Source organism: Paenibacillus sp. MCAF9, assembly GCF_052114265.1.
Lineage (GTDB): Bacteria > Bacillota > Bacilli > Paenibacillales > Paenibacillaceae > Pristimantibacillus.
The window spans coordinates 55,321-74,626 of the sequence record NZ_JBFREL010000015.1; the positions used below are offsets into that span (position 1 = coordinate 55,321).

Annotated in this window: 22 protein-coding genes; all 22 read left to right on the forward strand. The window is 43.2% G+C overall.

Going from position 1 to position 19,306, the window contains the following annotated elements:
• The first annotated feature begins 54 nt into the window (after nucleotides 1–54).
• Genes AB4Z45_RS20930 through AB4Z45_RS21035 form a run of 22 tightly spaced genes read left to right on the forward strand, consistent with a single transcriptional unit; the run spans nucleotide 55 to nucleotide 19,302 of the window.
• Nucleotides 55–282 carry a flagellar FlbD family protein gene (locus AB4Z45_RS20930; protein WP_054028981.1) on the forward strand — a complete coding sequence of 76 codons (228 nt, stop codon included), beginning with the start codon at nucleotides 55–57 and terminating at the stop codon, nucleotides 280–282.
• Nucleotides 279–743: a flagellar basal body-associated FliL family protein gene (locus tag AB4Z45_RS20935; protein WP_076269156.1), complete on the forward strand. Its 465-nt coding sequence runs from the start codon at nucleotides 279–281 to the stop codon at nucleotides 741–743. Before AB4Z45_RS20930 ends, AB4Z45_RS20935 begins: the two co-directional genes overlap by 4 nt.
• A 37-nt stretch (nucleotides 744–780) precedes the next feature.
• Nucleotides 781–1,782, forward strand: a complete 1,002-nt coding sequence (gene fliM / locus AB4Z45_RS20940) for a flagellar motor switch protein FliM (protein ID WP_054028979.1) — start codon at nucleotides 781–783, stop codon at nucleotides 1,780–1,782.
• Nucleotides 1,772–3,040, forward strand: a complete 1,269-nt coding sequence (gene fliY, locus AB4Z45_RS20945) for a flagellar motor switch phosphatase FliY (protein WP_441911316.1) — start codon at nucleotides 1,772–1,774, stop codon at nucleotides 3,038–3,040. Before fliM ends, fliY begins: the two co-directional genes overlap by 11 nt.
• Before the next feature lie 20 nt (nucleotides 3,041–3,060).
• Nucleotides 3,061–3,423, forward strand: a complete 363-nt coding sequence (locus AB4Z45_RS20950; RefSeq protein WP_076269158.1) for a response regulator — start codon at nucleotides 3,061–3,063, stop codon at nucleotides 3,421–3,423.
• A 57-nt stretch (nucleotides 3,424–3,480) separates the two neighbouring features.
• Entirely contained in the window at nucleotides 3,481–4,080 is a 600-nt protein-coding gene (locus AB4Z45_RS20955; protein ID WP_441911318.1) for a flagellar biosynthetic protein FliO, read from the forward strand.
• Nucleotides 4,081–4,117: 37 nt separating this feature from the next.
• On the forward strand, nucleotides 4,118–4,825 hold the full coding sequence (gene fliP, locus AB4Z45_RS20960) for a flagellar type III secretion system pore protein FliP (RefSeq protein WP_372239010.1): 708 nt from the start codon (nucleotides 4,118–4,120) through the stop codon (nucleotides 4,823–4,825).
• Nucleotides 4,826–4,847: 22 nt separating this feature from the next.
• Complete coding sequence (gene fliQ / locus AB4Z45_RS20965) at nucleotides 4,848–5,117, forward strand: flagellar biosynthesis protein FliQ (protein WP_054028974.1); 270 nt, start codon at nucleotides 4,848–4,850, stop codon at nucleotides 5,115–5,117.
• A gap of 11 nt (nucleotides 5,118–5,128) precedes the next feature.
• On the forward strand, nucleotides 5,129–5,926 hold the full coding sequence (gene fliR / locus AB4Z45_RS20970; protein WP_076269160.1) for a flagellar biosynthetic protein FliR: 798 nt from the start codon (nucleotides 5,129–5,131) through the stop codon (nucleotides 5,924–5,926).
• Nucleotides 5,927–5,939: 13 nt separating this feature from the next.
• Nucleotides 5,940–7,034 carry a flagellar biosynthesis protein FlhB gene (flhB, locus tag AB4Z45_RS20975; protein WP_441911319.1) on the forward strand — a complete coding sequence of 365 codons (1,095 nt, stop codon included), beginning with the start codon at nucleotides 5,940–5,942 and terminating at the stop codon, nucleotides 7,032–7,034.
• Nucleotides 7,035–7,056: 22 nt separating this feature from the next.
• Nucleotides 7,057–9,087 (forward strand): flagellar biosynthesis protein FlhA, encoded by a 2,031-nt coding sequence (gene flhA, locus AB4Z45_RS20980; protein ID WP_076269162.1) that lies wholly within the window; start codon nucleotides 7,057–7,059, stop codon nucleotides 9,085–9,087.
• The gene (gene flhF / locus AB4Z45_RS20985) at nucleotides 9,084–10,313 is read left to right on the forward strand and encodes a flagellar biosynthesis protein FlhF (RefSeq protein ID WP_441911321.1); all 1,230 of its coding nucleotides are present in this window, start codon (nucleotides 9,084–9,086) and stop codon (nucleotides 10,311–10,313) included. The genes flhA and flhF overlap by 4 nt, the downstream gene beginning before the upstream one ends.
• The gene (locus AB4Z45_RS20990; protein WP_339208931.1) at nucleotides 10,310–11,179 is read left to right on the forward strand and encodes a MinD/ParA family protein; all 870 of its coding nucleotides are present in this window, start codon (nucleotides 10,310–10,312) and stop codon (nucleotides 11,177–11,179) included. Before flhF ends, AB4Z45_RS20990 begins: the two co-directional genes overlap by 4 nt.
• A gap of 26 nt (nucleotides 11,180–11,205) precedes the next feature.
• Complete coding sequence (locus AB4Z45_RS20995; protein ID WP_441911323.1) at nucleotides 11,206–12,567, forward strand: protein-glutamate methylesterase/protein-glutamine glutaminase; 1,362 nt, start codon at nucleotides 11,206–11,208, stop codon at nucleotides 12,565–12,567.
• A gap of 44 nt (nucleotides 12,568–12,611) precedes the next feature.
• Nucleotides 12,612–14,696: a chemotaxis protein CheW gene (locus AB4Z45_RS21000; RefSeq protein WP_441911324.1), complete on the forward strand. Its 2,085-nt coding sequence runs from the start codon at nucleotides 12,612–12,614 to the stop codon at nucleotides 14,694–14,696.
• Between the two features lie 13 nt (nucleotides 14,697–14,709).
• Nucleotides 14,710–15,171, forward strand: a complete 462-nt coding sequence (locus AB4Z45_RS21005; RefSeq protein ID WP_076269167.1) for a chemotaxis protein CheW — start codon at nucleotides 14,710–14,712, stop codon at nucleotides 15,169–15,171.
• A gap of 3 nt (nucleotides 15,172–15,174) precedes the next feature.
• Entirely contained in the window at nucleotides 15,175–15,795 is a 621-nt protein-coding gene (locus AB4Z45_RS21010) for a chemotaxis protein CheC (protein WP_076269168.1), read from the forward strand.
• Nucleotides 15,792–16,286: a chemotaxis protein CheD gene (locus AB4Z45_RS21015; protein ID WP_076269169.1), complete on the forward strand. Its 495-nt coding sequence runs from the start codon at nucleotides 15,792–15,794 to the stop codon at nucleotides 16,284–16,286. The genes AB4Z45_RS21010 and AB4Z45_RS21015 overlap by 4 nt, the downstream gene beginning before the upstream one ends.
• 1 nt (nucleotide 16,287) lies before the next feature.
• A complete protein-coding gene (locus AB4Z45_RS21020; RefSeq protein WP_076269170.1) occupies nucleotides 16,288–16,725 on the forward strand; it encodes a hypothetical protein in 438 nt (145 codons plus the stop codon).
• A 4-nt stretch (nucleotides 16,726–16,729) separates the two neighbouring features.
• A complete protein-coding gene (locus AB4Z45_RS21025) occupies nucleotides 16,730–17,515 on the forward strand; it encodes a FliA/WhiG family RNA polymerase sigma factor (RefSeq protein ID WP_339208940.1) in 786 nt (261 codons plus the stop codon).
• 14 nt (nucleotides 17,516–17,529) lie between these two features.
• Nucleotides 17,530–18,936 carry a DUF342 domain-containing protein gene (locus AB4Z45_RS21030; protein ID WP_076269171.1) on the forward strand — a complete coding sequence of 469 codons (1,407 nt, stop codon included), beginning with the start codon at nucleotides 17,530–17,532 and terminating at the stop codon, nucleotides 18,934–18,936.
• A 39-nt stretch (nucleotides 18,937–18,975) separates the two neighbouring features.
• The gene (locus AB4Z45_RS21035) at nucleotides 18,976–19,302 is read left to right on the forward strand and encodes a hypothetical protein (RefSeq protein WP_441911325.1); all 327 of its coding nucleotides are present in this window, start codon (nucleotides 18,976–18,978) and stop codon (nucleotides 19,300–19,302) included.
• Nucleotides 19,303–19,306 lie beyond the last annotated feature (4 nt).

Below are 19,306 nucleotides of genomic sequence, written 5' to 3' on the forward strand. Positions count from 1 at the left end.
AAGTCATAACGAGCGGGAGGCTTAACGCCTCCCCTAGGTGTGAGGGGGCAACTGATGATTACCGTAACGCGGTTGAACGGAACAAAGGTCACCATAAATGCTTTATTAATTGAAATGATTGAAGAATCAGCGGATACGGTGATTACACTTACGACGGGCAAGAAGCTGGTTGTAAAAGAAAAAACAACGGAACTGTTGCAGCTTAATGGGCAGTATCTTCGCACAATTGGCCTTATTGCGGCGGCCCAAAAGAGTGAGCAAACGGAGGGTCCATCGTCATGAAGAAAATGCTACCTTGGTTAATTACGATTTTGTTATCCATAACATTAATCGCCATTGTTTCAATCATCTTGTTCAAGTCGTTTTTTACTGACCCTAAGGAGCAGGCGACGGAAACAAAAACGATTGAGGTTAAAGCTTTATCGGCTGATGAGCGTGTGGCCGTAACTTCTGAATTAAAGGAATTCAGAAGAAATCTGAAAGATCGTGAATATGTCGTTATTTTGAGTTTTGCTTTCCAGCTCGACAAGAAGAAAACAAAAGAAGATTTTGATAAACTGCTTGAGATTGAAGTTCGCCCAATTATTAACCGAGTTATTGCTGATATGACAGCAGATGAGCTGCAGGGTTCTCAAGGTGAAGACGCACTTGAGTCGAAGCTTCTCAACTTAATCAACCCAATTATTCCTAAAGGGAAGCTGATTAAGGTAGAAATCACAGACTTTACACTTGCTCCACTTTAACTGACTACGCAGACATTCCTCGAAGGAGGTGAGATATTTGGTTGATGTTTTATCGCAAAATGAAATTGATGCGCTACTAGCTGCCTTGGATTCCGGTGAAATGGATGCAGAGGATTTAAAGAAGGAAGAAACGACGCGTAAAGTCAGTGTGTATAATTTCAAACGCGCCGTACGTTTTTCGAAGGATCATATTAGAAGTTTGACGCGGATTCATGAAAACTTCGCACGGTATTTGACAACCTATTTCTCAGCACAACTTCGCACATTTGTTCAAATTAATGTCGTGCAGGTCGAGCAATTGCCTTACGATGAATTTATTCGTTCGATACCAAAGATGACGATATTGAACATTTTTGAAGCGGAGCCGCTGGAAGGTCGTATGGTGCTTGAAGTTCATCCAAACGTAGCGTACGCAATGCTGGATCGAATGTTAGGCGGACAAGGCATAGCGCCATCCAAAATCAACAACTTAACTGAAATTGAAACCATTATTATGGAGAAAATTTTCAGTCGAACGTTTGAAGGCTTGCAGGAGGCTTGGAAAACAGTAATCGATATTTCTCCTAGGCTGGAAGCATTGGAAACGAACCCGCAGTTCATGCAAATTGTATCGCCCAATGAAACGATCGCTCTCATTTCATTCAGTACCAAGATTGGTGATACGACGGGTATGATTAACCTTTGTATTCCGCATGTCGTTATTGAACCGATTATGTCCAGGCTGTCTGTTCATCACTGGTTTGTATCGCAGAAGAAAGCTCGCGCGCCAGAGGAAGTTGAAATATTGGAGCAGCGAGTAAATAAAGCGAAGCTTCCTATCGTAGCTGAGCTTGGCGAATCGTCGCTAACCATTCAAGAGTTTCTAGGACTGAATATTGGTGATGTTATTTCATTGAATAAATCAGTTAATGATGGTCTCAACATTAAAGTTGGAGACAAGCTTAAATTCATTGGCAGTGCAGGCTCTGTTAAGGATCGGCTAGCTGTTCAAGTAGATGAGATTGTCACTGAAGGAGTGGAAGAAGATTATGACGAGTAAGGACTATTTGTCACAAGAGGAAATTGATGCATTGCTACGTCAATCCTCCAGTGAGCCGGAACCGGAGCAGCACACTGAAGTCGGAACACAACTTTCAGACTTTTTATCCGATATGGAACAGTCTGCTCTGGGTGAGATTGGAAACATAACATTTGGCAGTGCGGCAACGGCATTGTCAACGTTGCTTGGCAAGAAAGTAGATATTACTACTCCACAAGTTACTATTGTAAGAAAAGATGAGCTTGCTGACATTTTCCCTAAGCCTCATGTTGCAGTTAGCGTGCAATACGTAGACGGCTTWCAAGGCATTAATTCACTTGTCATAAAAACAAAAGATGCCCAAATCATTGCTGATCTGATGCTTGGCGGGGAAGGCACCAACATCACTGTAGAAGAGCTTAATGAAATTCACATTAGTGCAGTTCAAGAAGCGATGAATCAAATGATGGGGTCATCTGCTACGTCGATGTCAACGATATTTAATCGGTTTGTCAATATTTCGCCGCCGGGCATTGACATTCTAGATGTTAATAACGGTGATGGCATGGAACATTTGCCACCGGTAGATATGTTTATAAAAATATCATTCCGGCTTACGATTGGAGATCTCATAGATTCAACAATCATGCAGCTGCTGCCCATTCCGTTTGCGAAACAAATGGTTGATATATTAATGGGAGTGGTGGATGATCAGCCAGCTCAGCCTGCTGTTCCAGCGCCTCAAACGGCTGCAGCAGCGCCAGCAGCACAACAACAAGCTATGGCAATGCAAGAAACGGCTGCAGCAGCTCATTTGAACGCTGTGCCGCCGCAAATGAATATGGCTTCACAGGCGCCTCAAATGCCTTCTATGCCGTATCAAACACCTGCAGCTGGCTACGACATGTCGATGCAGCCGCCGGGGCCTCATACATATGGTCATGCAGCTAGTCGAAATGTTAATGTACAGCCTGTGCAATTTGCTAATTTTGGCAATGCGCCAATTATTCAGCCAGATGAGACAAACCTCAATTTACTTCTCGACATACCGCTTAAGGTCACGGTAGAATTAGGAAGGACCCAAAAGCAGATAAAAGATATTTTGGAGCTGTCGCAAGGTTCTATTATTGAGCTGGACAAGCTAGCTGGCGAACCAGTCGACATCCTAGTGAATAACAAGCTGATCGCAAAAGGCGAGGTTGTTGTCATAGATGAAAACTTTGGTGTTCGTGTAACGGATATCGTAAGCCAATGGGACCGCATTCAAAAATTACAATAGCATCCTAGGAGGATAAAAAGATGGCAAACCGCATTCTTATCGTAGACGACGCAGCTTTCATGCGCATGATGATTCGTGACATTTTATCAAAGAACGGCTACGAAGTCGTCGGTGAAGCCCAAGACGGCGCACAAGCAGTGGAGAAGTACAAGGAATTGAAACCTGATTTGACAACAATGGATATTACGATGCCTGAGATGGACGGAATCTCCGCTCTGAAAGAAATTAAAAAAATTGATAGCAATGCTAAAGTAATTATGTGTTCAGCAATGGGTCAGCAAGCAATGGTAATTGATGCGATTCAAGCAGGCGCAAAGGACTTCATCGTCAAACCGTTCCAAGCTGATCGTGTAATTGAAGCGATCAAGAAAACACTCGGATAACGGTTAGACATTATGTTTAACATAGCTTCGCGCATTTCAATGGTGTCTGCTCTTGGGATGGCGATTTGGCCACAATTTGCGGCTGCTGCGGCACAAGGCGGCAGCAGCGCAAACGATGAAGGACAAATGATGTTTACCGGAACAAATGATCTAGCGGGCAACATGATTTGGGTTATCGTATCGCTTGCCATCGTTATCGTATTAATTATTTTAGTCATTAAATGGTTGTCGCAGCGCAATCGCATGTGGGGAACGAATCGATCGCTTCGTTCACTTGGCGGTATTGCGCTAGGACAGAATAACTCGTTACAAGTCGTCGAGATTGCTGGTCGGATTTATATCGTTGGCGTCGGCGAGAACATAACTCTAATTGACAAGCTAGATGATCCTGAGCAAGCAAGTGCTGTTATTTCAGCGCTGGAGCGTCAACAGGAATCGGCTTGGTCAAAGGATCTAGTTTCACAAATACTTAAGAAGTTCAAAGATCGCAACAATCCGAATGGGTCTGATCCTGCGAACGAGCAGTGGAACAAGACGTCTTCCTTTCAGGATTTGTTGCAAAATAAGCTTAGTCAGCAAGCTGACCGCAAGCAGCAATTGGAATCGTTATTGCATGAATCTAAATCAAATGAACGGTTGATGGATGATGAAAAATAAGTGGTGGATATCAATCGTTGTTGTTCAATTGCTTGCGATGTTATTACATAATCAAGCATTTGCCGAGCCGTTACCCGACGTATCCATCAATATTGGCAACGGAAGCGGTGACACGCCCGATACTAGCGCATTATCCATTCTTCTATTAATTACAGTACTAAGTATCGCACCAGCGATTATGGTGCTAATGACAAGCTTTACTCGAATCGTTATCGTTCTGGGCTTTGTAAGAACATCGCTTGGAACACAGCAAATGCCACCCAATCAAGTGTTGATTGGACTGGCAATGTTCCTAACCTTCTTTATCATGGCTCCAACGTTTTCTCAAGTAAATGATGTTGCATTGCAGCCCTATTTAAAAGGTCAAATCTCTCAAACAGAAGCTTTTAAGGAAGCCTCCGTTCCGATGAAGAAGTTTATGTTCTCTCATACGAGGGAAAAGGACTTAATGCTTTTTATGAATTATACGAAAACAGAGAAGCCAGCTTCATTTGAAGAGATTCCGATCACAGTACTAATACCTGCATATGCCATAAGCGAGCTGAAAACAGCTTTTATAATGGGATTTATGATATTCATTCCGTTTCTAGTCATCGATATGATTGTCGCAAGCACATTGATGGCAATGGGAATGATGATGCTGCCTCCTGTTATGATTTCCTTGCCGTTTAAGATACTGCTATTTGTATTGGTAGATGGATGGTATTTGATCGTAAAATCTTTGTTATTAAGTTTCAACACGTGATACTAGCAGGGAGGGACGTTTGATGAGTACTGATTTCATAATCGGGTTGGCCAGCCAGGCCGTATTCGTTGTTTTGAAAGCCAGTGCACCAATGCTCGTTCTTGCTTTGGTCGTAGGGTTATTAGTCAGCATATTTCAAGCAACAACACAGATTCAGGAGCAGACGCTGGCATTTGTTCCGAAAATTGTAGCGGTTTTCGTGTCCATCATCATTTTTGGCCCATGGATTCTAAATACGGTTATCGACTTCACTTACAATCTGCTGAACAATCTTCATAATTACATCGGTTAGGTTGTGAGTGTATGAACGCGATCGTACAGGGTTTCCCTATTTTTTTGTTAATCTTTTGTCGAATAACTGCGTTTTTCGTCGTAGCGCCTGTTTTTTCGTCGCGAGGCGTGCCGAATGTTTTCAAAATTGGGCTCGGATTTTTTATCTCGTTTATCGTTTTCTTAACGTACGGTGTGAAGCAGACGATGGTTCCGGACGCTGAATATATTTTGGTTCTGGTTCGAGAAATATTGGTCGGCGTACTGCTTGGGTATGTAGTCTACTTGTTCTTCACGGTCGTTCAGACCGCGGGAGCCTTAATGGATTTGCAGGTTGGTTTTGCAATGGCAAATATCGTAGATCCCCATACAGGTACGTCAGCCCCATTGCTCGGCAATTTTAAATACATGATGATCTTAGTTGTTTTCTTAATGATGAACGGTCATCATTTTTTATTAACAGGCCTTATGGACAGTTACGAATGGATGCCTTTGTCCAATGATTTATTTAGCCGAATAATGAGCGGCAGCATTACCGATTTTTTAACAAGAACATTCGCAAACACGTTTTTGCTGGCCATTCAAGTGTCAGCGCCTTTGGTAGTAGCGATGTTTCTGACGGATGTTGGATTAGGCTTCTTAACCAAAACCGCTCCTCAGTTCAATGTTTTTGTAATCGGGATACCTCTAAAGCTAATTATAGGCATGATTTTGCTAGTGTTGTTAATGCCAAGTCTTGCTGGCATATTCGAAAGATTGTTTTCCATCATGTTTGATGCTTTGGAGCAGTTATTCGGTATCGTGCAAGGACCGCCGCCTGACGTGAAATAGGAGGAAGCTTCCCATGCGAAATTACCGTCTAGAGCTTGATTTGCAGCTTTTCAGTCAAGAGAAGACTGAGGAAGCAACTCCGAAGAAAAAGGATGAAGCAAGAAAAAAGGGTCAAATTGCAAGATCGGCTGATTTGCCGGGTTCATTAATATTAATTTTTGTTTTTATGAGCTTCATTATGATGGGCAATTATTTCAAGACACATATCATGATGCTCTTCGGCAATCTGTTTGAAGACTGGCTGTTGATGGATGTTACGACAGGCAACATTATGTCGCTCTTCAATGATGTAGCAATTGAAATGATGCTAATCTTACTGCCAATCTTTGCGGTAACCGTTCTTGTCGGTGTCCTCGGCAACGTTGTACAGTACGGTTTTTTGCTAACTGGTGATCCTCTAAAAATGAAATTAAGCAAATTGAACCCGATCAACGGCTTTAAGCAAATTTTTTCAGCTAAAACAGTAGTCGAATTTTTGAAAAGTGTTTTAAAACTGCTTATTGTAGCAGTGCTCGTATATATGACCATATCCAAAGAATGGAACCGTATATTAGTGCTTGCTAGCTTGCCAATCCAACAAATATTTAGTTTTACCGCTGGTTTAACGATAAAACTAGGTATAGAAATTGGTGTGGTGCTCGCCGTACTCGCATTAGCAGATTTTTTCTATCAGCGTTATGAGCATAACAAAAGTTTGAGAATGTCTAAGCAGGATATTAAGGATGAATACAAAAAATCTGAAGGTGACCCGATCATTAAGAGCCGCATTCGTGAGCGTCAACGCAAAATGGCCATGCAGCGTATGATGCAAGAGGTTCCTAAAGCGGATGTCATCATTACCAACCCTACACACTTCGCTATTGCATTGAAATATGATGCAACCAAAATGGAAGCGCCAAGAATCATCGCCAAAGGCATGGATCATGTAGCGCTTCGCATTAGAGAAATAGCGAAAGAAAACGGTGTTGTGACAATGGAAAATAAACCGCTTGCCAGAGCGCTTTATGAACGAGCGGAGATAGGGGATGTCATACCTCCAGATCTGTTCCAAGCTGTGGCTGAGGTGCTCGCATATGTATATAAGATGAAAGGCCGATTGAAATCATAACACTACGGGAGGTGGAGGCGTCATGAAAGCAAAGGACTTTGTAATACTATTTGGCGTAATTGGAATTGTACTCATGATGATAATCCCGATCCCAGTCCTACTACTCGATATACTCATCATTTTAAACATTTCGATAGCATTGATGATATTACTTATTGCAATGAATACAAAGGAAGCTCTTGATTTCTCTATATTTCCGGCAATTCTACTAATCACTACCTTATTCCGACTTGCGCTGAACGTTTCTACTACTAGAAATATTTTGTCACATGCGGAAGCAGGTGAAGTCGTAGCTACGTTTGGCAGCTGGGTTGGCGGTGGAGAAATTGCAATTGGATTTATCGTCTTCCTCATTCTCGTAGTCGTGCAGTTCATCGTTATTACGAAAGGTTCTGAACGGGTAGCGGAAGTTGCAGCACGATTCACGCTCGACGCGATGCCGGGTAAACAAATGAGTATTGATGCAGATTTGAATGCTGGTTTGATTAATGAACATCAAGCGAAAGCACGTCGTTCCAAAATCGAACGTGAAGCGGACTTTTACGGGGCAATGGATGGTGCCAGCAAGTTTGTAAAGGGTGATGCAATTGCTTCCATTATCATTCTAGTCATCAACTTAGTTGGCGGATTTATCATTGGTATGGCGATTCATGGCTTGAGCTTTGGCGAGTCGCTTTCGACGTTCTCGATCCTTACGATTGGTGATGGTCTCGTCAGTCAAATACCTGCATTGCTTATTTCCACAGCTGCTGGTCTTATCGTAACTAGAGCGGCATCAGAAGGGAACTTGGCAGAGGATGTAACCGCTCAGCTATTCAAATACCCGAAGCTGCTATTTATTGCAGCTGGAACAATCGCTTTGCTAGGCCTTACACCAATCGGTCCATTAAGAACTTGGCCATTCGCTATTATGCTGGCCTTTGGCGGCTGGTATATGCAGAAAGCTATACATAAGCAACAAGAGCAAGAGGAAATGCTTGTCGAAGAACAGCAAATTGAAGAGGTTCGCAGTCCAGAGAGTGTAATTAGCCTCTTGCAGGTCGATCCGATTGAATTTGAGTTTGGTTATGGTCTTATCCCCCTTGCGGATACGCAGCAGGGAGGAGATTTGCTTGATCGAATCATCATGATACGCAGGCAATGTGCGCTGGAGCTTGGGCTCGTTGTACCAGTCATCCGGATCAGGGATAACATTCAACTGAAGCCAAATGAGTATGTCATCAAAATTAAAGGCAACACCGTCGCTCGCGGCGATTTGCTGCTTAATCATTATTTGGCCATGAGCCCTGGATTTGAGGACGATTCGGTCGTTGGTATTGAAACAACAGAGCCAGCCTTCGGATTGCCTGCAATTTGGATTGATGAGCAAATGAAGGAACGTGCCGAACTTTCCGGCTATACAGTCGTTGACCCGCCTTCAGTCGTTGCTACGCATTTAACTGAGATTATTAAACGACATGCACATGAGCTGATTGGACGTCAAGAAACGAAGCAGCTCGTAGAAAATGTAAAAGAGTCCTATCCTGCGCTTATTGATGAACTTATACCGTCTATTCTTACCATTGGCGACGTACAAAAAGTGTTGTCGAAGCTTCTAAGAGAAAAGGTGTCTATACGAGATCTAGTTACCATCTTTGAAGCATTAGCGGATCATGGAAACTATACGAAAGACCCTGATATATTGACAGAGTATGTACGTCAGTCGCTATCAAGACAAATTACACAGCAGTTTTCATCTGGTAGCGATACGTTACGAGTGATAACAGTAGGACCGCAGCTTGAGAAAAAAATTGCTGAATCTGTGCAGCAATCGGATCAAGGCAGCTATATTGCACTAGATCCCGTTTCCACTCAACAGATTTACCAGAAGCTCAATGAGCATGTAAATCGTCAGATTCAAGCTGGCCAACAGCCTGTTGTACTCGCATCACCTACCATTCGGATGTATTTGAGACAAATTGTGGAGAGAACGATGCAGGATGTACCTGTTCTTTCTTACAGTGAGCTTGAACCAAATATTGAAGTTCAGAGTGTTGGGGTGGTGAATCTATGAGAGTAAAACGATATGTCGTCAGTGCATTGCCAGAAGCGGTCTCTCTGATTCGAAGCGAGCTTGGGAAAGATGCAGTTATATTGAATACGAAGGAAATTAAAGTAGGCGGCTTTATGGGGATGTTTCGTAAGAAAAAGATGGAGGTTATCGCCGCTATCGAATCGAATCAAGCGAATCAATCGAGTCCCCAAGCAAAACCTCAGCGAAACCCGGATCCTCAAGTGGATGCGGTCGTTGAGCAAATTTTGCAAACGGCGCAGCGAACAGCAACGGCTGTAATGGAGCCGCCAAGCGTTCAAGCAGTTTCTTCAGTACCGATTGCAGAGCTTCAGAAGGACAAAATAGAACGAGAACAATTCATCATCGATGAGATTCGAGATTTAAGAGAATACATGTTAAAACTCTCGAAACAGCAAAACAATCTAATTTCTATATCAGAGCACTTGATTGCACTGAGAGAACACTTGATAGAACAAGAAATGGAATTGCAGTGGATCGAGCGTTTGATACAAGCTATTTCTGACAAAGAATCCGAAGAAAAAATCGTTTTTTCAAAGGAACAAATTTGGGAGCATGCGGCAGAGCTGCTGCAAGAGTGGCTGCAACCCTATAGTGGCAGCAGTATTAGCAGTCATGTAAGAGTGGTTCATTTTGTTGGTCCAACCGGAGTTGGCAAGACGACGACTATTGCGAAGCTTGCAGCTGAACAAACAATCAAGCAGGGCAGGAAAGTGGGGTTCATTACTTCAGACACCTACCGAATTGCAGCCGTGGATCAACTCCGAACTTATGCCAACATCTTGAACGTGCCGCTAGAGGTCGTTTTTTCGCAGATGGATTTGCCCCGTGCTTTCAAGCAGCTTGAAGAACGAGAACTCATATATATGGATACCGCTGGAAGAAACTTCCGCAGTGAGCTTCATGTATCAGAGGTCAACAGCTTGCTTCAAACGACCGAGGCTAACGAAACGGTGCTTGTGCTTAGCATGACTGGCAAGACGAAGGATATGTCAGCAGTAGCCAATCATTTTTGCAAATACGGCGTTCGAAAAGTGTTGTTTACAAAGCTTGATGAAACATCGGTTTACGGAGCAATTTTTAATCTAATTATGAATTTTGAATTGCTTCCTACCTATATGGCGAGTGGTCAGACCGTTCCAGACGATATCGAGAAGTTTCAAGTGGATTCATACGTTAAGCAGCTGCTCGGGAGCAATAGTTTATGATGGATCAAGCTGAAGCATTACGTAATTTAGTCAAGCAGCAGGAGCTTCAAGATGAAGGCCGCACGACTCGTGTAGTGACGGTAACGAGCGGTAAGGGCGGAGTTGGAAAGTCGAATTTCAGCTTGAATTTTGCATTAGCGCTCCAACGATTAGGTAAAAAAGTGCTCGTTTTTGATGCAGATATTGGAATGGCCAACATTGATGTGCTTATGGGCGTTTCGTCCACGTACAATTTGTATCATCTGCTTAAGCAGGAGAAAACAATTTGGGAAATCGTGCAGGAAGGTCCGGAAGGGCTGAACTTTATTGCAGGTGGATCTGGTTTTAGAGATTTGATGGATTTGTCTACAGAGCAGCTTGACCGTTTCGCTGATGAGATTAGCAAGCTGCATGGCAGGTATGATGTGATCTTGTTTGATACTGGTGCAGGCCTATCGAAGGAAACGGTTAAATTTATAACTGCAGCGCAAGAAACAATCGTTGTGACAACGCCCGAACCTACTTCAATTACAGATGCATACGCATTAATTAAGATGGTTAAAGCGATGGAGGTGGATGTTCACTTCAAGTTAATTGTCAATCGAGCCGCTGATTTCCGTGAAGGAAAACAAACCGCTGATAAAATTAGCATGGTTGCACACAGGTTTCTTCAATCCGATTTACCTCATCTTGGTATTTTACCGGATGACCCAAATGTGTCAAAAGCTGTGAAACGTCAAGTGCCCTTTACTGTAGCCTATCCTGGAAGCGAAGCATCCGTTGCTATTGACCGGATCGCAAAGCAATTTCTTGAAATACCACAGAATACTGCAATTAACGGCGGTGTCAAAGGATTTCTGCATAAAATGTTCAGACTCTCAAGATAATCCTTTGGAAGTGAGGAGGAAATGGAATGGTTCCTTATCGCGTACTAGTTGTAGATGATTCCGCATTTATGCGAAAGATCATTAGTGATCTAATCATTCAAGATTCACAGTTTAAGATCGTAGCTACAGCTAAAAACGGTCATGAAGCAATAGAAGCGGTACGTGAATGGAAACCGGATGTCGTTACCTTAGATCTTGAAATGCCGTTAATGAACGGAATTGACGCATTACAGATTATTATGAAGGATCATCCAACTCCTGTAATAATGCTCTCAGGTATAAGCGAAGACAATACAAGAGAAACGATTAAAGCACTGCAATTTGGTGCATTCGACTTCATTAGAAAACCTTCAGCAACGATCTCAAATGATATTCGCCAAGTTGGAGAGGTTCTGCTTGAGAAATTGCGTATCGCAGTATTAACGAAGCGTTATCAGCCAGTGATTACGATTAGCGAGAAACAAGAAACAAAAGCAGATGATAGCAGCTTGCCAAAAGCGAAAAAAGAAGTAGTTTCGAACAACATTTTACACCATGAGGAGCTGCCGTTTGAAGCATTGTCTACTCCTGCTAAAGATCGGAACAAATTGCCGTTCAAGAAAGCGGAAGATAAACAAGGGCAACAGCGCTCGGTTCCCCCTTTACATAATAAGCTTACAAGCAATATGCAAGATGAAGCAAAGCCTAACGATGCCAAATCTAAGATTGCACCTCGCAAATCAGTCGAAAAGGCACCGCAGGCTGAACCTAAATCTCATTTCTCTGAGCCACCTTCAACAAAAAAAGCAAAGACAGTCCAGACAGCTTCTACCTTTAAACATATCGTAGCCATTGGAACTTCGACAGGCGGTCCTAGAGCTTTGCATGAGGTAATCACTTCTTTGCCAGCTGATTTCCCAGCACCGGTGCTTATTGTTCAGCATATGCCTCCCAAGTTCACCAAGTCATTGGCACAGCGGCTAGACAGCTTTAGCGAGATTCATGTCGTAGAAGCAGAACAGGGAGAAAAAGTAGTTGCTGGCGTTGCCTATATCGCACCTGGCGGCTATCATATGGAGCTTGTCAAAGATGCTTCCAGCTATTCGATTGCGCTCACTGAACAGCCGCAGCGTAACGGACATCGTCCTTCTGTAGATGTATTGTTTGAATCCTTGGCTGAATATCGCGAACTGAAGCGTCATGCGGTCATAATGACAGGCATGGGCAGTGATGGGGCGAAGGGAATGAAGCTGTTATCCGAATGTGGCATTGAAACGACCATAGCAGAAGCTGAAGAAACCTGTGTCGTTTATGGAATGCCGAGATCGGCTGTTGAAGCTGGATGTGTGAGTAAAGTATTGCCACTGCAGCAAATTGCATCGCAACTGAAGCAAGCAGTGCTGAAATAGATAGGCTAGAATGGCTTCACCATACTAACAGGAGGTGCTAGGAAATGGATATGAATGCCTATTTATCGATGTTTATCGATGAATCTAATGATCACCTGCAATCCTTGAATGAAAATTTGCTTCGTCTGGAAAGCGAGCCTGAGGAGCTTAGTATCGTTCAAAATATATTCCGTTCAGCGCATACGCTCAAAGGAATGTCAGCTACGATGGGTTTTGAAGATTTAGCAGCGCTGACGCATGAAATGGAAAATGTGCTTGACCTCGTTCGCAACAGCAAGTTAAAAATGGACAGCTTTATTTTTGACACTTTATTTAAAGGGTTAGATGCGCTTGAAGCAATGGTTCAGGATATTGTGGACGGCGGTACTGGGAAAGCGGACGTTACCTCGATCGTTGAATCGCTGCAAATCATCTTGAAAAGTGATTATAGCGCAAGCAAAGCGACTCAGGCTCCAACCGTAGCGGCTAATGCACCAAGTGCTGCAGAATCAAGCGCATCAGGGGCGATGCTGCTTGATGAGTTTCAATCTTCGATTTTGCTTCAATCGATAGAAACAGGACATAACGTTTTTCATATTCAAATAGCTATTCGCGATAATTGCTTGCTAAAAGCCGTTCGTGCTTATATGGTATTTGATTTGCTAGAGCGCAATGGTGAAGTAATTAAATCAGATCCATCCGTTCAAGACATCGAACAAGAAAAATTCAATTTCACTTTTACGGTGTTTACGATTTCACGCTTGCAGCAGGAAGATCTTCAAGCACAGCTGCTTAATATTTCAGAAATTGAATCCGCTGTTGTCACTTCTTTGGATGCAGAGTCCTTAGCCGTGCTCGGCCAATCTAACGCAGCTGCGGCAGTAGAGGTTGTCGAAGTTGCTGAAATTGCTGCGCCGCAAACCGAAACAGCAGTTACATCTGTTGAAGCAGCAAAAGGACAAACTCGATCGGCACCTGCTGCCAGCACACCAGCTAATGTGTCGAAGACGATTCGTGTAGACATTGAGAGGCTCGATACGCTCATGAACTTGTTTAGCGAATTGCTTATTGACCGAGTTAGGCTGGAACAGCTATCTAGTGAAATCAAACGCAGTGATTTGACTGAAACTGTGGAACATATGGCGCGCGTGAGCTCAGATCTTCAAAGTATTGTACTTAAGCTTCGCATGGTACCTGTGGATTCGGTATTCAATCGTTTCCCTCGTATGATTAGAGATTTAGCAAAATCGCTAGACAAAAAAATCGATCTTGTTATTACTGGTGCCGATACGGAACTTGACCGTACAGTAATCGACGAAATTGGAGATCCGCTCGTTCATCTATTGCGCAACTCGGTTGATCATGGAATTGAAACGGTGGAAGAGAGAATTGCGGCAGGCAAGCCAGAAACCGGTACGATTTTCTTGCGCGCGTTTCATAGCGGAAATCATGTCTTCATTGAAGTGGAAGAGGATGGCCGCGGCATACACCATGAACGAGTACTAAAAACAGCCATTAAAAATGGCGTCGTCACGGCTGACGAAGCAAAACTGCTGACGCCCGATGAAATTAATATGCTTATTTTTGCGGCAGGCTTCAGTACCGCAGATAAAATTTCGGACATATCCGGACGCGGTGTTGGTCTAGACGTCGTTCGTTCAAAAATTACTTCTCTAGGTGGAAACGTAACGATAGATTCTGCATTTGGTAGAGGAACGAAATTTTCTGTTCAATTGCCGCTTACGCTATCCATTATTTCCGCAATGCTGATCAAGCTGGGGTCGGAGAAGTATGCTATCCCATTATCTTCGATCGTTGAGACAGGTATTATCCGCAAAGAACAAATTCTTCAAGTGCATGGCAACAAAATGATAGAGTTCAGAAATACCATCATACCTCTAGTATCGCTAAGCAAAGTGCTTGACTCTCCTGATTTTAATGAGAATGACGAGCTTGAAACGGAAATTGTAGTCGTTCGAAAAGGCGAGAAGTGGGCAGCTGTAATGGTCGATGAATTTATTGGTCAAAGTGAAATCGTGCTAAAAACGCTGGGCAAATATTTAACGAATATTAAAGCAATTTCCGGCGCAACGATACTTGGCGATGGTTATGTCGCATTGATTATCGATCCGAATGCACTTATCAAATAGGGAGGTTTTTACGATGGGAGAAGAATTAAAGGTTATCGTGTTTGCACTAGGCAGCGAAGAGTATGGAATTGAAGTAGACAAGGTCCGTACGATTGAAAGATTGTCTCCAATTACACGCGTTCCGAAAACAGCTACTTTTATTAAAGGGGTTATCAACCTTCGGGGTGTGGTCGTTCCTGTCATTGACCTGAGAGGCAGATTCAATCTAACGGAAACGGCAACTACAGAAAACTCAAGAATCATTGTTGTTTCAGTGGCTGACATCGAAGTTGGATTCATCGTAGACTCGGCGAATGATGTCATCGACATTGATACAGATACGATTGATTTGCCGCCCGAAATTGTTGGAGGCATTAAAGCTAAATACTTAAGAGGCATTGCAAAGCTTGGTGAAGGTCGACTTCTCATCATGCTGAACTTGTCCGAAGTGCTCAACAAGAATGAAATAATTCAACTTGAGCAGCTTGAGGTATAACTTGTGAACCTTTTTAGCCGCTTTGAAGCATTTGAATTAGATGTATTGAAAGAAGTCGGCAATATTGGAGCAGGCAATGCTGCTACTGCATTATCCCGTTTGTTAGATAAGCCAGTTGATATGGCGGTGCCGAAGGTAAGTTTGCTTCCATTTGAAGAAGTGGCGGAGCGTGTTGGCGGTTCGGAAAAAATCGTCATTGCTGTTTTTCTTCGAGTGGAAGGAGAAGCTCCCGGCAACATGTTTTTTATCATTGAAGAAGATTCGGCAAGGCGATTGTTGCGTCAGCTGCTTTCCTTAAATATTGAAGAGCAGGACGGATATTCAGAAATGGAGCTGTCTGCTCTTTGTGAGATTGGCAATATTTTAGCAGGCTCTTATTTATCTTCATTAGCTGATTTCACTCATTTAGCAATGGCCCCCTCCGTACCCGCTATAGCAGTAGATATGGCAGGTGCCGTGCTTAGCTACGGTTTAATGCAATACGGAGAGATGGGGGACTCGGCCCTACTTATTGAAACGACCTTTTTGGAGGATTGTCAGTCGCTTGAAGGACATTTTTTCCTCATTCCAGATCCAGAGTCGTTTGAGAAAATTTTTAGGGCTTTGGGAGTCGTTAGCGAATGATACAACAAAATTTGGTCAAAGTCGGCATGGCAGATTTAAATATTGCAACGGATGGGGCGATACTCAAAACGACCGGCTTAGGTTCATGTGTTGGACTTACCTTGTATGATCCAACGCGAAAAATAGCCGGTATGGCACATGTCATGCTGCCATCTTCAGACATTGCTCGTGAGACCAAAATGAATCTAGCTAAATATGCAGATACCGCCATACCCGAGCTGCTTGATCGAATGATAGCAGCAGGTGCATACATTGAACGCATGAAAGCTAAGATGGCTGGTGGAGCTCAAATGTTTGCTATGTCTGGACACAGTGATTCGCTAAGAATTGGCCCGCGCAATGTTGAATCCTGTACAGAAATGCTTAGAAGATTCAAAATTCCGATTATCTCTCAAGATACGGGCGGAAATTTTGGTAGAACGATAGAGTTTGACAGTACTAGCGGAATGCTTTCCATAAGAAGTGTGCAATTTGGAACAAAGGAGATTTAAAATGTTCGGAACATGGCGATGGAATGTCGTATTTGGAATTTTCGGCACCGTGCTTACGGTAGCTTTCTCAATCGGTAACAATCCGATTACTGTTATGCTGCTTAGAAGTATGTATGCTTTCATCGCTTTTTTTGTTCTTGCGTATGGAGTACGGGCAATATTGGCATACATCCTTCAACCGCCAGCACTAATAGGCTCGGAAATTGAAGATGAAGAAGGAAAAGGCAGTCAGCTAGATTTACAGACACCAGATGAGTCAGAAGATATCAATCAATTGTTGAAATCACAGATTAAAGATGGTGCCGGCAAGCAGCCAATCGAAACTCAGAAAGATGATGCAAGCGATTTTCGTCCGTTAAATCCTCCGCAATTGTTAAATACAAAAAATACACAGCCTGAAGAATTGGTTAAAGCCATTCGTCACCTGACAGGAGAGTGAGTCGATGATTGAGCAGAAGACCCCTCATTTGACAAACTTGCAGATGTGGCAAGCCTGGAGAGAACAAGGCGATTTGGAAGCGAAAAAGACGTTGATTGAACAATATTTGCCGCTGGTTGATTATGTAACGAATCGAATGGCCATTGGACTCCCAAAAAACGTCATTAGAGATGATCTTGCAAGCAATGGCGTAATGGGTCTTATTGACGCAATTGAAAAATTTGATTACGGCCGCGGCTTGCAGTTTGAAACGTATGCATCATGGCGCATTCGCGGCGCTATAATAGATGGCTTAAGACAAGGTGACTGGGTCCCGCGTTCTGTGCGAGAGAAGGCTAAACGAGTAGAAGAGGCATATCAGCACTTAGAGCAGCAATACTTGCGTTCTGTGACAGATGCAGAAATTAGCCGCTATCTTGATGTAACGGAGAAAGAATTCATTAATATGCTTCAAGATATTGCGGTTACAACGGTTTGCTCATTGGAAGACCCGATTCGTGAAGAGGAATCGGAGACTAGAATGTCTTTGCTAGTGGACGATAAAGCGAAAAACCCGGATCATAAGGTTCATGAGTTTTATTTGAAAGAATCATTGGTTAAAGGGATTGAAAAACTTACGGAAAAGGAACGAACAGTCGTTTCTCTCTTCTATTATGAGGAATTATCATTAAGTGAAATTGCTGAAGTAATGTCACTATCACCGTCGAGAATATCCCAGCTCCATTCTAAAGCGATTTTGAGGCTGCGAGGAGCTTTGGCTAAGCATAAAGATCAACTCATGCAACATTAAAAGGGGGGAGCTACGTGGAAAATCTTCAATTAGAATCATACCTACGCATACAGACATCTGCCGATAATTTGTCTGCATTTTTAACCTTTAGCAGGATTTCGGACGAATTCGAATGTAACGGCGATGAGCTAGAACGATTCTTGCATAGCAAGGGGATCGTTTTTGGCCTTCGTAAAGAAGTTCTGAGTCAGATTGGCACTAATCCTCTCGCATATTTCAAAGAACAAACACTTGTTGCGCAAGGGCAGTCTCCTACACCTGGTAAAGACGGATATGTGAAGCTAGTTTATGATATGGATAAAAATGTGAACGCCCCAACGGAGCTCGAGGATGGGAAGGTTGACTTTAAAGAAGTTGTTCAGCTGAAAAATGTCAAGCGTGGACAATTGATTGCTGAGCGATTCGAGCCTACAGCAGGTCCTGTTGGCAGGACGGTAACGGGAGAAGAAATTGCTCCTAGGCTCGGCAAGCACGTTAGATTTAAAGTAGGCAAAAATGTCGTTTTGAACAACGAGCAGACGGCTATGTATTCGGCAATTGACGGCTTGATTTCGCTTACTGAAAAAGAAAAAATTAATGTGTTTCCTGTTTACGAAGTAAACGGCGATGTGGATTATAGTGTCGGCAATATTGATTTTGTTGGTACAGTAGTCATCAGAGGCAATGTTCTTAGCGGATTCAGGGTTAAAGCTTCGGGCGATATCCGAGTTATTGGCGGAGTTGAAGGGGCAGAAATCGAATCAGAAGGCTCTGTTGAAATTACAGGCGGAATATTGGGAAGCAATAAAGGTTTTGTAAAAGCTGGACGAAACGTGCGAAGCTCATTTATACAAGAAGGCAATGTTATCGCGGGCGAAGAGGTGCTGGTATCACAAAGCATCATGCATTCGCATGTAAAAGCCGGAAAAAATGTTGTGTGTTCAGGCGCAAAAGGATTGATCGTAGGCGGACTTGTACAAGCAGGTGACCTTGTCAGCGCTCGAACCATTGGCAACTCGATGTCCACAGCCACAACCATTGAAGTAGGCGTAAACCCTGAATATCGTTCGGAGCTGCTCGAGCTAAGAACGAGGTTAAGGCAGAACATGGATAATTTAGATAAAACGGATAAAGCGCTTGTTATTTTGGATCAATTAGCTGTGACAGGGAAATTAACTCCTGAGAAGCTGGCATTGCGCGTTAAGCTGACCGCCACAAAACGTCAGACGGTGCTTGAGAATGATGAGACGAGAAGCCGTATTCTTGAGATAGAGAAAACGCTGGAGAACACAGATCGATCGAAGATCGATGTCAGCAATATTGTATTTGGCGGAACAAAAATTGTAATTGGCAGGTACACAAAGTTTGTGAAGGATTCAGCACAGCGGGTGACCTTCCGTTATTCCGAAGGGGATATCGTCTTAGTTCCTTATACCAAATAACGCTTGAAATTGATGAATGGCGCAAAGGGGTGAGCAGATATGACGTTCAAATCCATTGATTTGCAGATGTCTGTACCACGAACGCAAGAATTCAGCGGCATGCATGGACAAGCGATGCATAAACCTATAGCTGATCAGAATACGTTGGCCAATCAGTCCGCCAAACAAACAGAGCTTCTAAGAGGGAAAAACACAGCGATCGAGCAATCAAACGGACTTCATATTCGCAGTGATCAAGAAGGTCAGCAAGGTAACGCTTATCAGCAGGCAAAACGTAAGCGTACACAGTTATCCTCGGATGTTGATGAACAGGAGGCGGCTCCGACACATCCGTACAAAGGCCATAGGCTTGATATTAAGTTATAAAATG

Coding starts and splice junctions, on each gene's coding strand:
- fliQ (WP_054028974.1), top strand. CDS start 4,848: ATGAGTACTGATTTCATAATCGGGTTGGCCAGCCAGGCCGTATTCGTT.
- AB4Z45_RS21000 (WP_441911324.1), top strand. CDS start 12,612: ATGGATATGAATGCCTATTTATCGATGTTTATCGATGAATCTAATGAT.
- AB4Z45_RS21025 (WP_339208940.1), top strand. CDS start 16,730: ATGATTGAGCAGAAGACCCCTCATTTGACAAACTTGCAGATGTGGCAA.
- flhA (WP_076269162.1), top strand. CDS start 7,057: ATGAAAGCAAAGGACTTTGTAATACTATTTGGCGTAATTGGAATTGTA.
- AB4Z45_RS20955 (WP_441911318.1), top strand. CDS start 3,481: ATGGCGATTTGGCCACAATTTGCGGCTGCTGCGGCACAAGGCGGCAGC.
- fliP (WP_372239010.1), top strand. CDS start 4,118: ATGTTATTACATAATCAAGCATTTGCCGAGCCGTTACCCGACGTATCC.
- AB4Z45_RS20990 (WP_339208931.1), top strand. CDS start 10,310: ATGATGGATCAAGCTGAAGCATTACGTAATTTAGTCAAGCAGCAGGAG.
- AB4Z45_RS21035 (WP_441911325.1), top strand. CDS start 18,976: ATGACGTTCAAATCCATTGATTTGCAGATGTCTGTACCACGAACGCAA.
- flhB (WP_441911319.1), top strand. CDS start 5,940: ATGCGAAATTACCGTCTAGAGCTTGATTTGCAGCTTTTCAGTCAAGAG.
- fliR (WP_076269160.1), top strand. CDS start 5,129: ATGAACGCGATCGTACAGGGTTTCCCTATTTTTTTGTTAATCTTTTGT.
- AB4Z45_RS20995 (WP_441911323.1), top strand. CDS start 11,206: ATGGTTCCTTATCGCGTACTAGTTGTAGATGATTCCGCATTTATGCGA.
- AB4Z45_RS20930 (WP_054028981.1), top strand. CDS start 55: ATGATTACCGTAACGCGGTTGAACGGAACAAAGGTCACCATAAATGCT.
- flhF (WP_441911321.1), top strand. CDS start 9,084: ATGAGAGTAAAACGATATGTCGTCAGTGCATTGCCAGAAGCGGTCTCT.
- AB4Z45_RS20935 (WP_076269156.1), top strand. CDS start 279: ATGAAGAAAATGCTACCTTGGTTAATTACGATTTTGTTATCCATAACA.
- AB4Z45_RS21005 (WP_076269167.1), top strand. CDS start 14,710: ATGGGAGAAGAATTAAAGGTTATCGTGTTTGCACTAGGCAGCGAAGAG.
- AB4Z45_RS21015 (WP_076269169.1), top strand. CDS start 15,792: ATGATACAACAAAATTTGGTCAAAGTCGGCATGGCAGATTTAAATATT.
- AB4Z45_RS20950 (WP_076269158.1), top strand. CDS start 3,061: ATGGCAAACCGCATTCTTATCGTAGACGACGCAGCTTTCATGCGCATG.
- AB4Z45_RS21020 (WP_076269170.1), top strand. CDS start 16,288: ATGTTCGGAACATGGCGATGGAATGTCGTATTTGGAATTTTCGGCACC.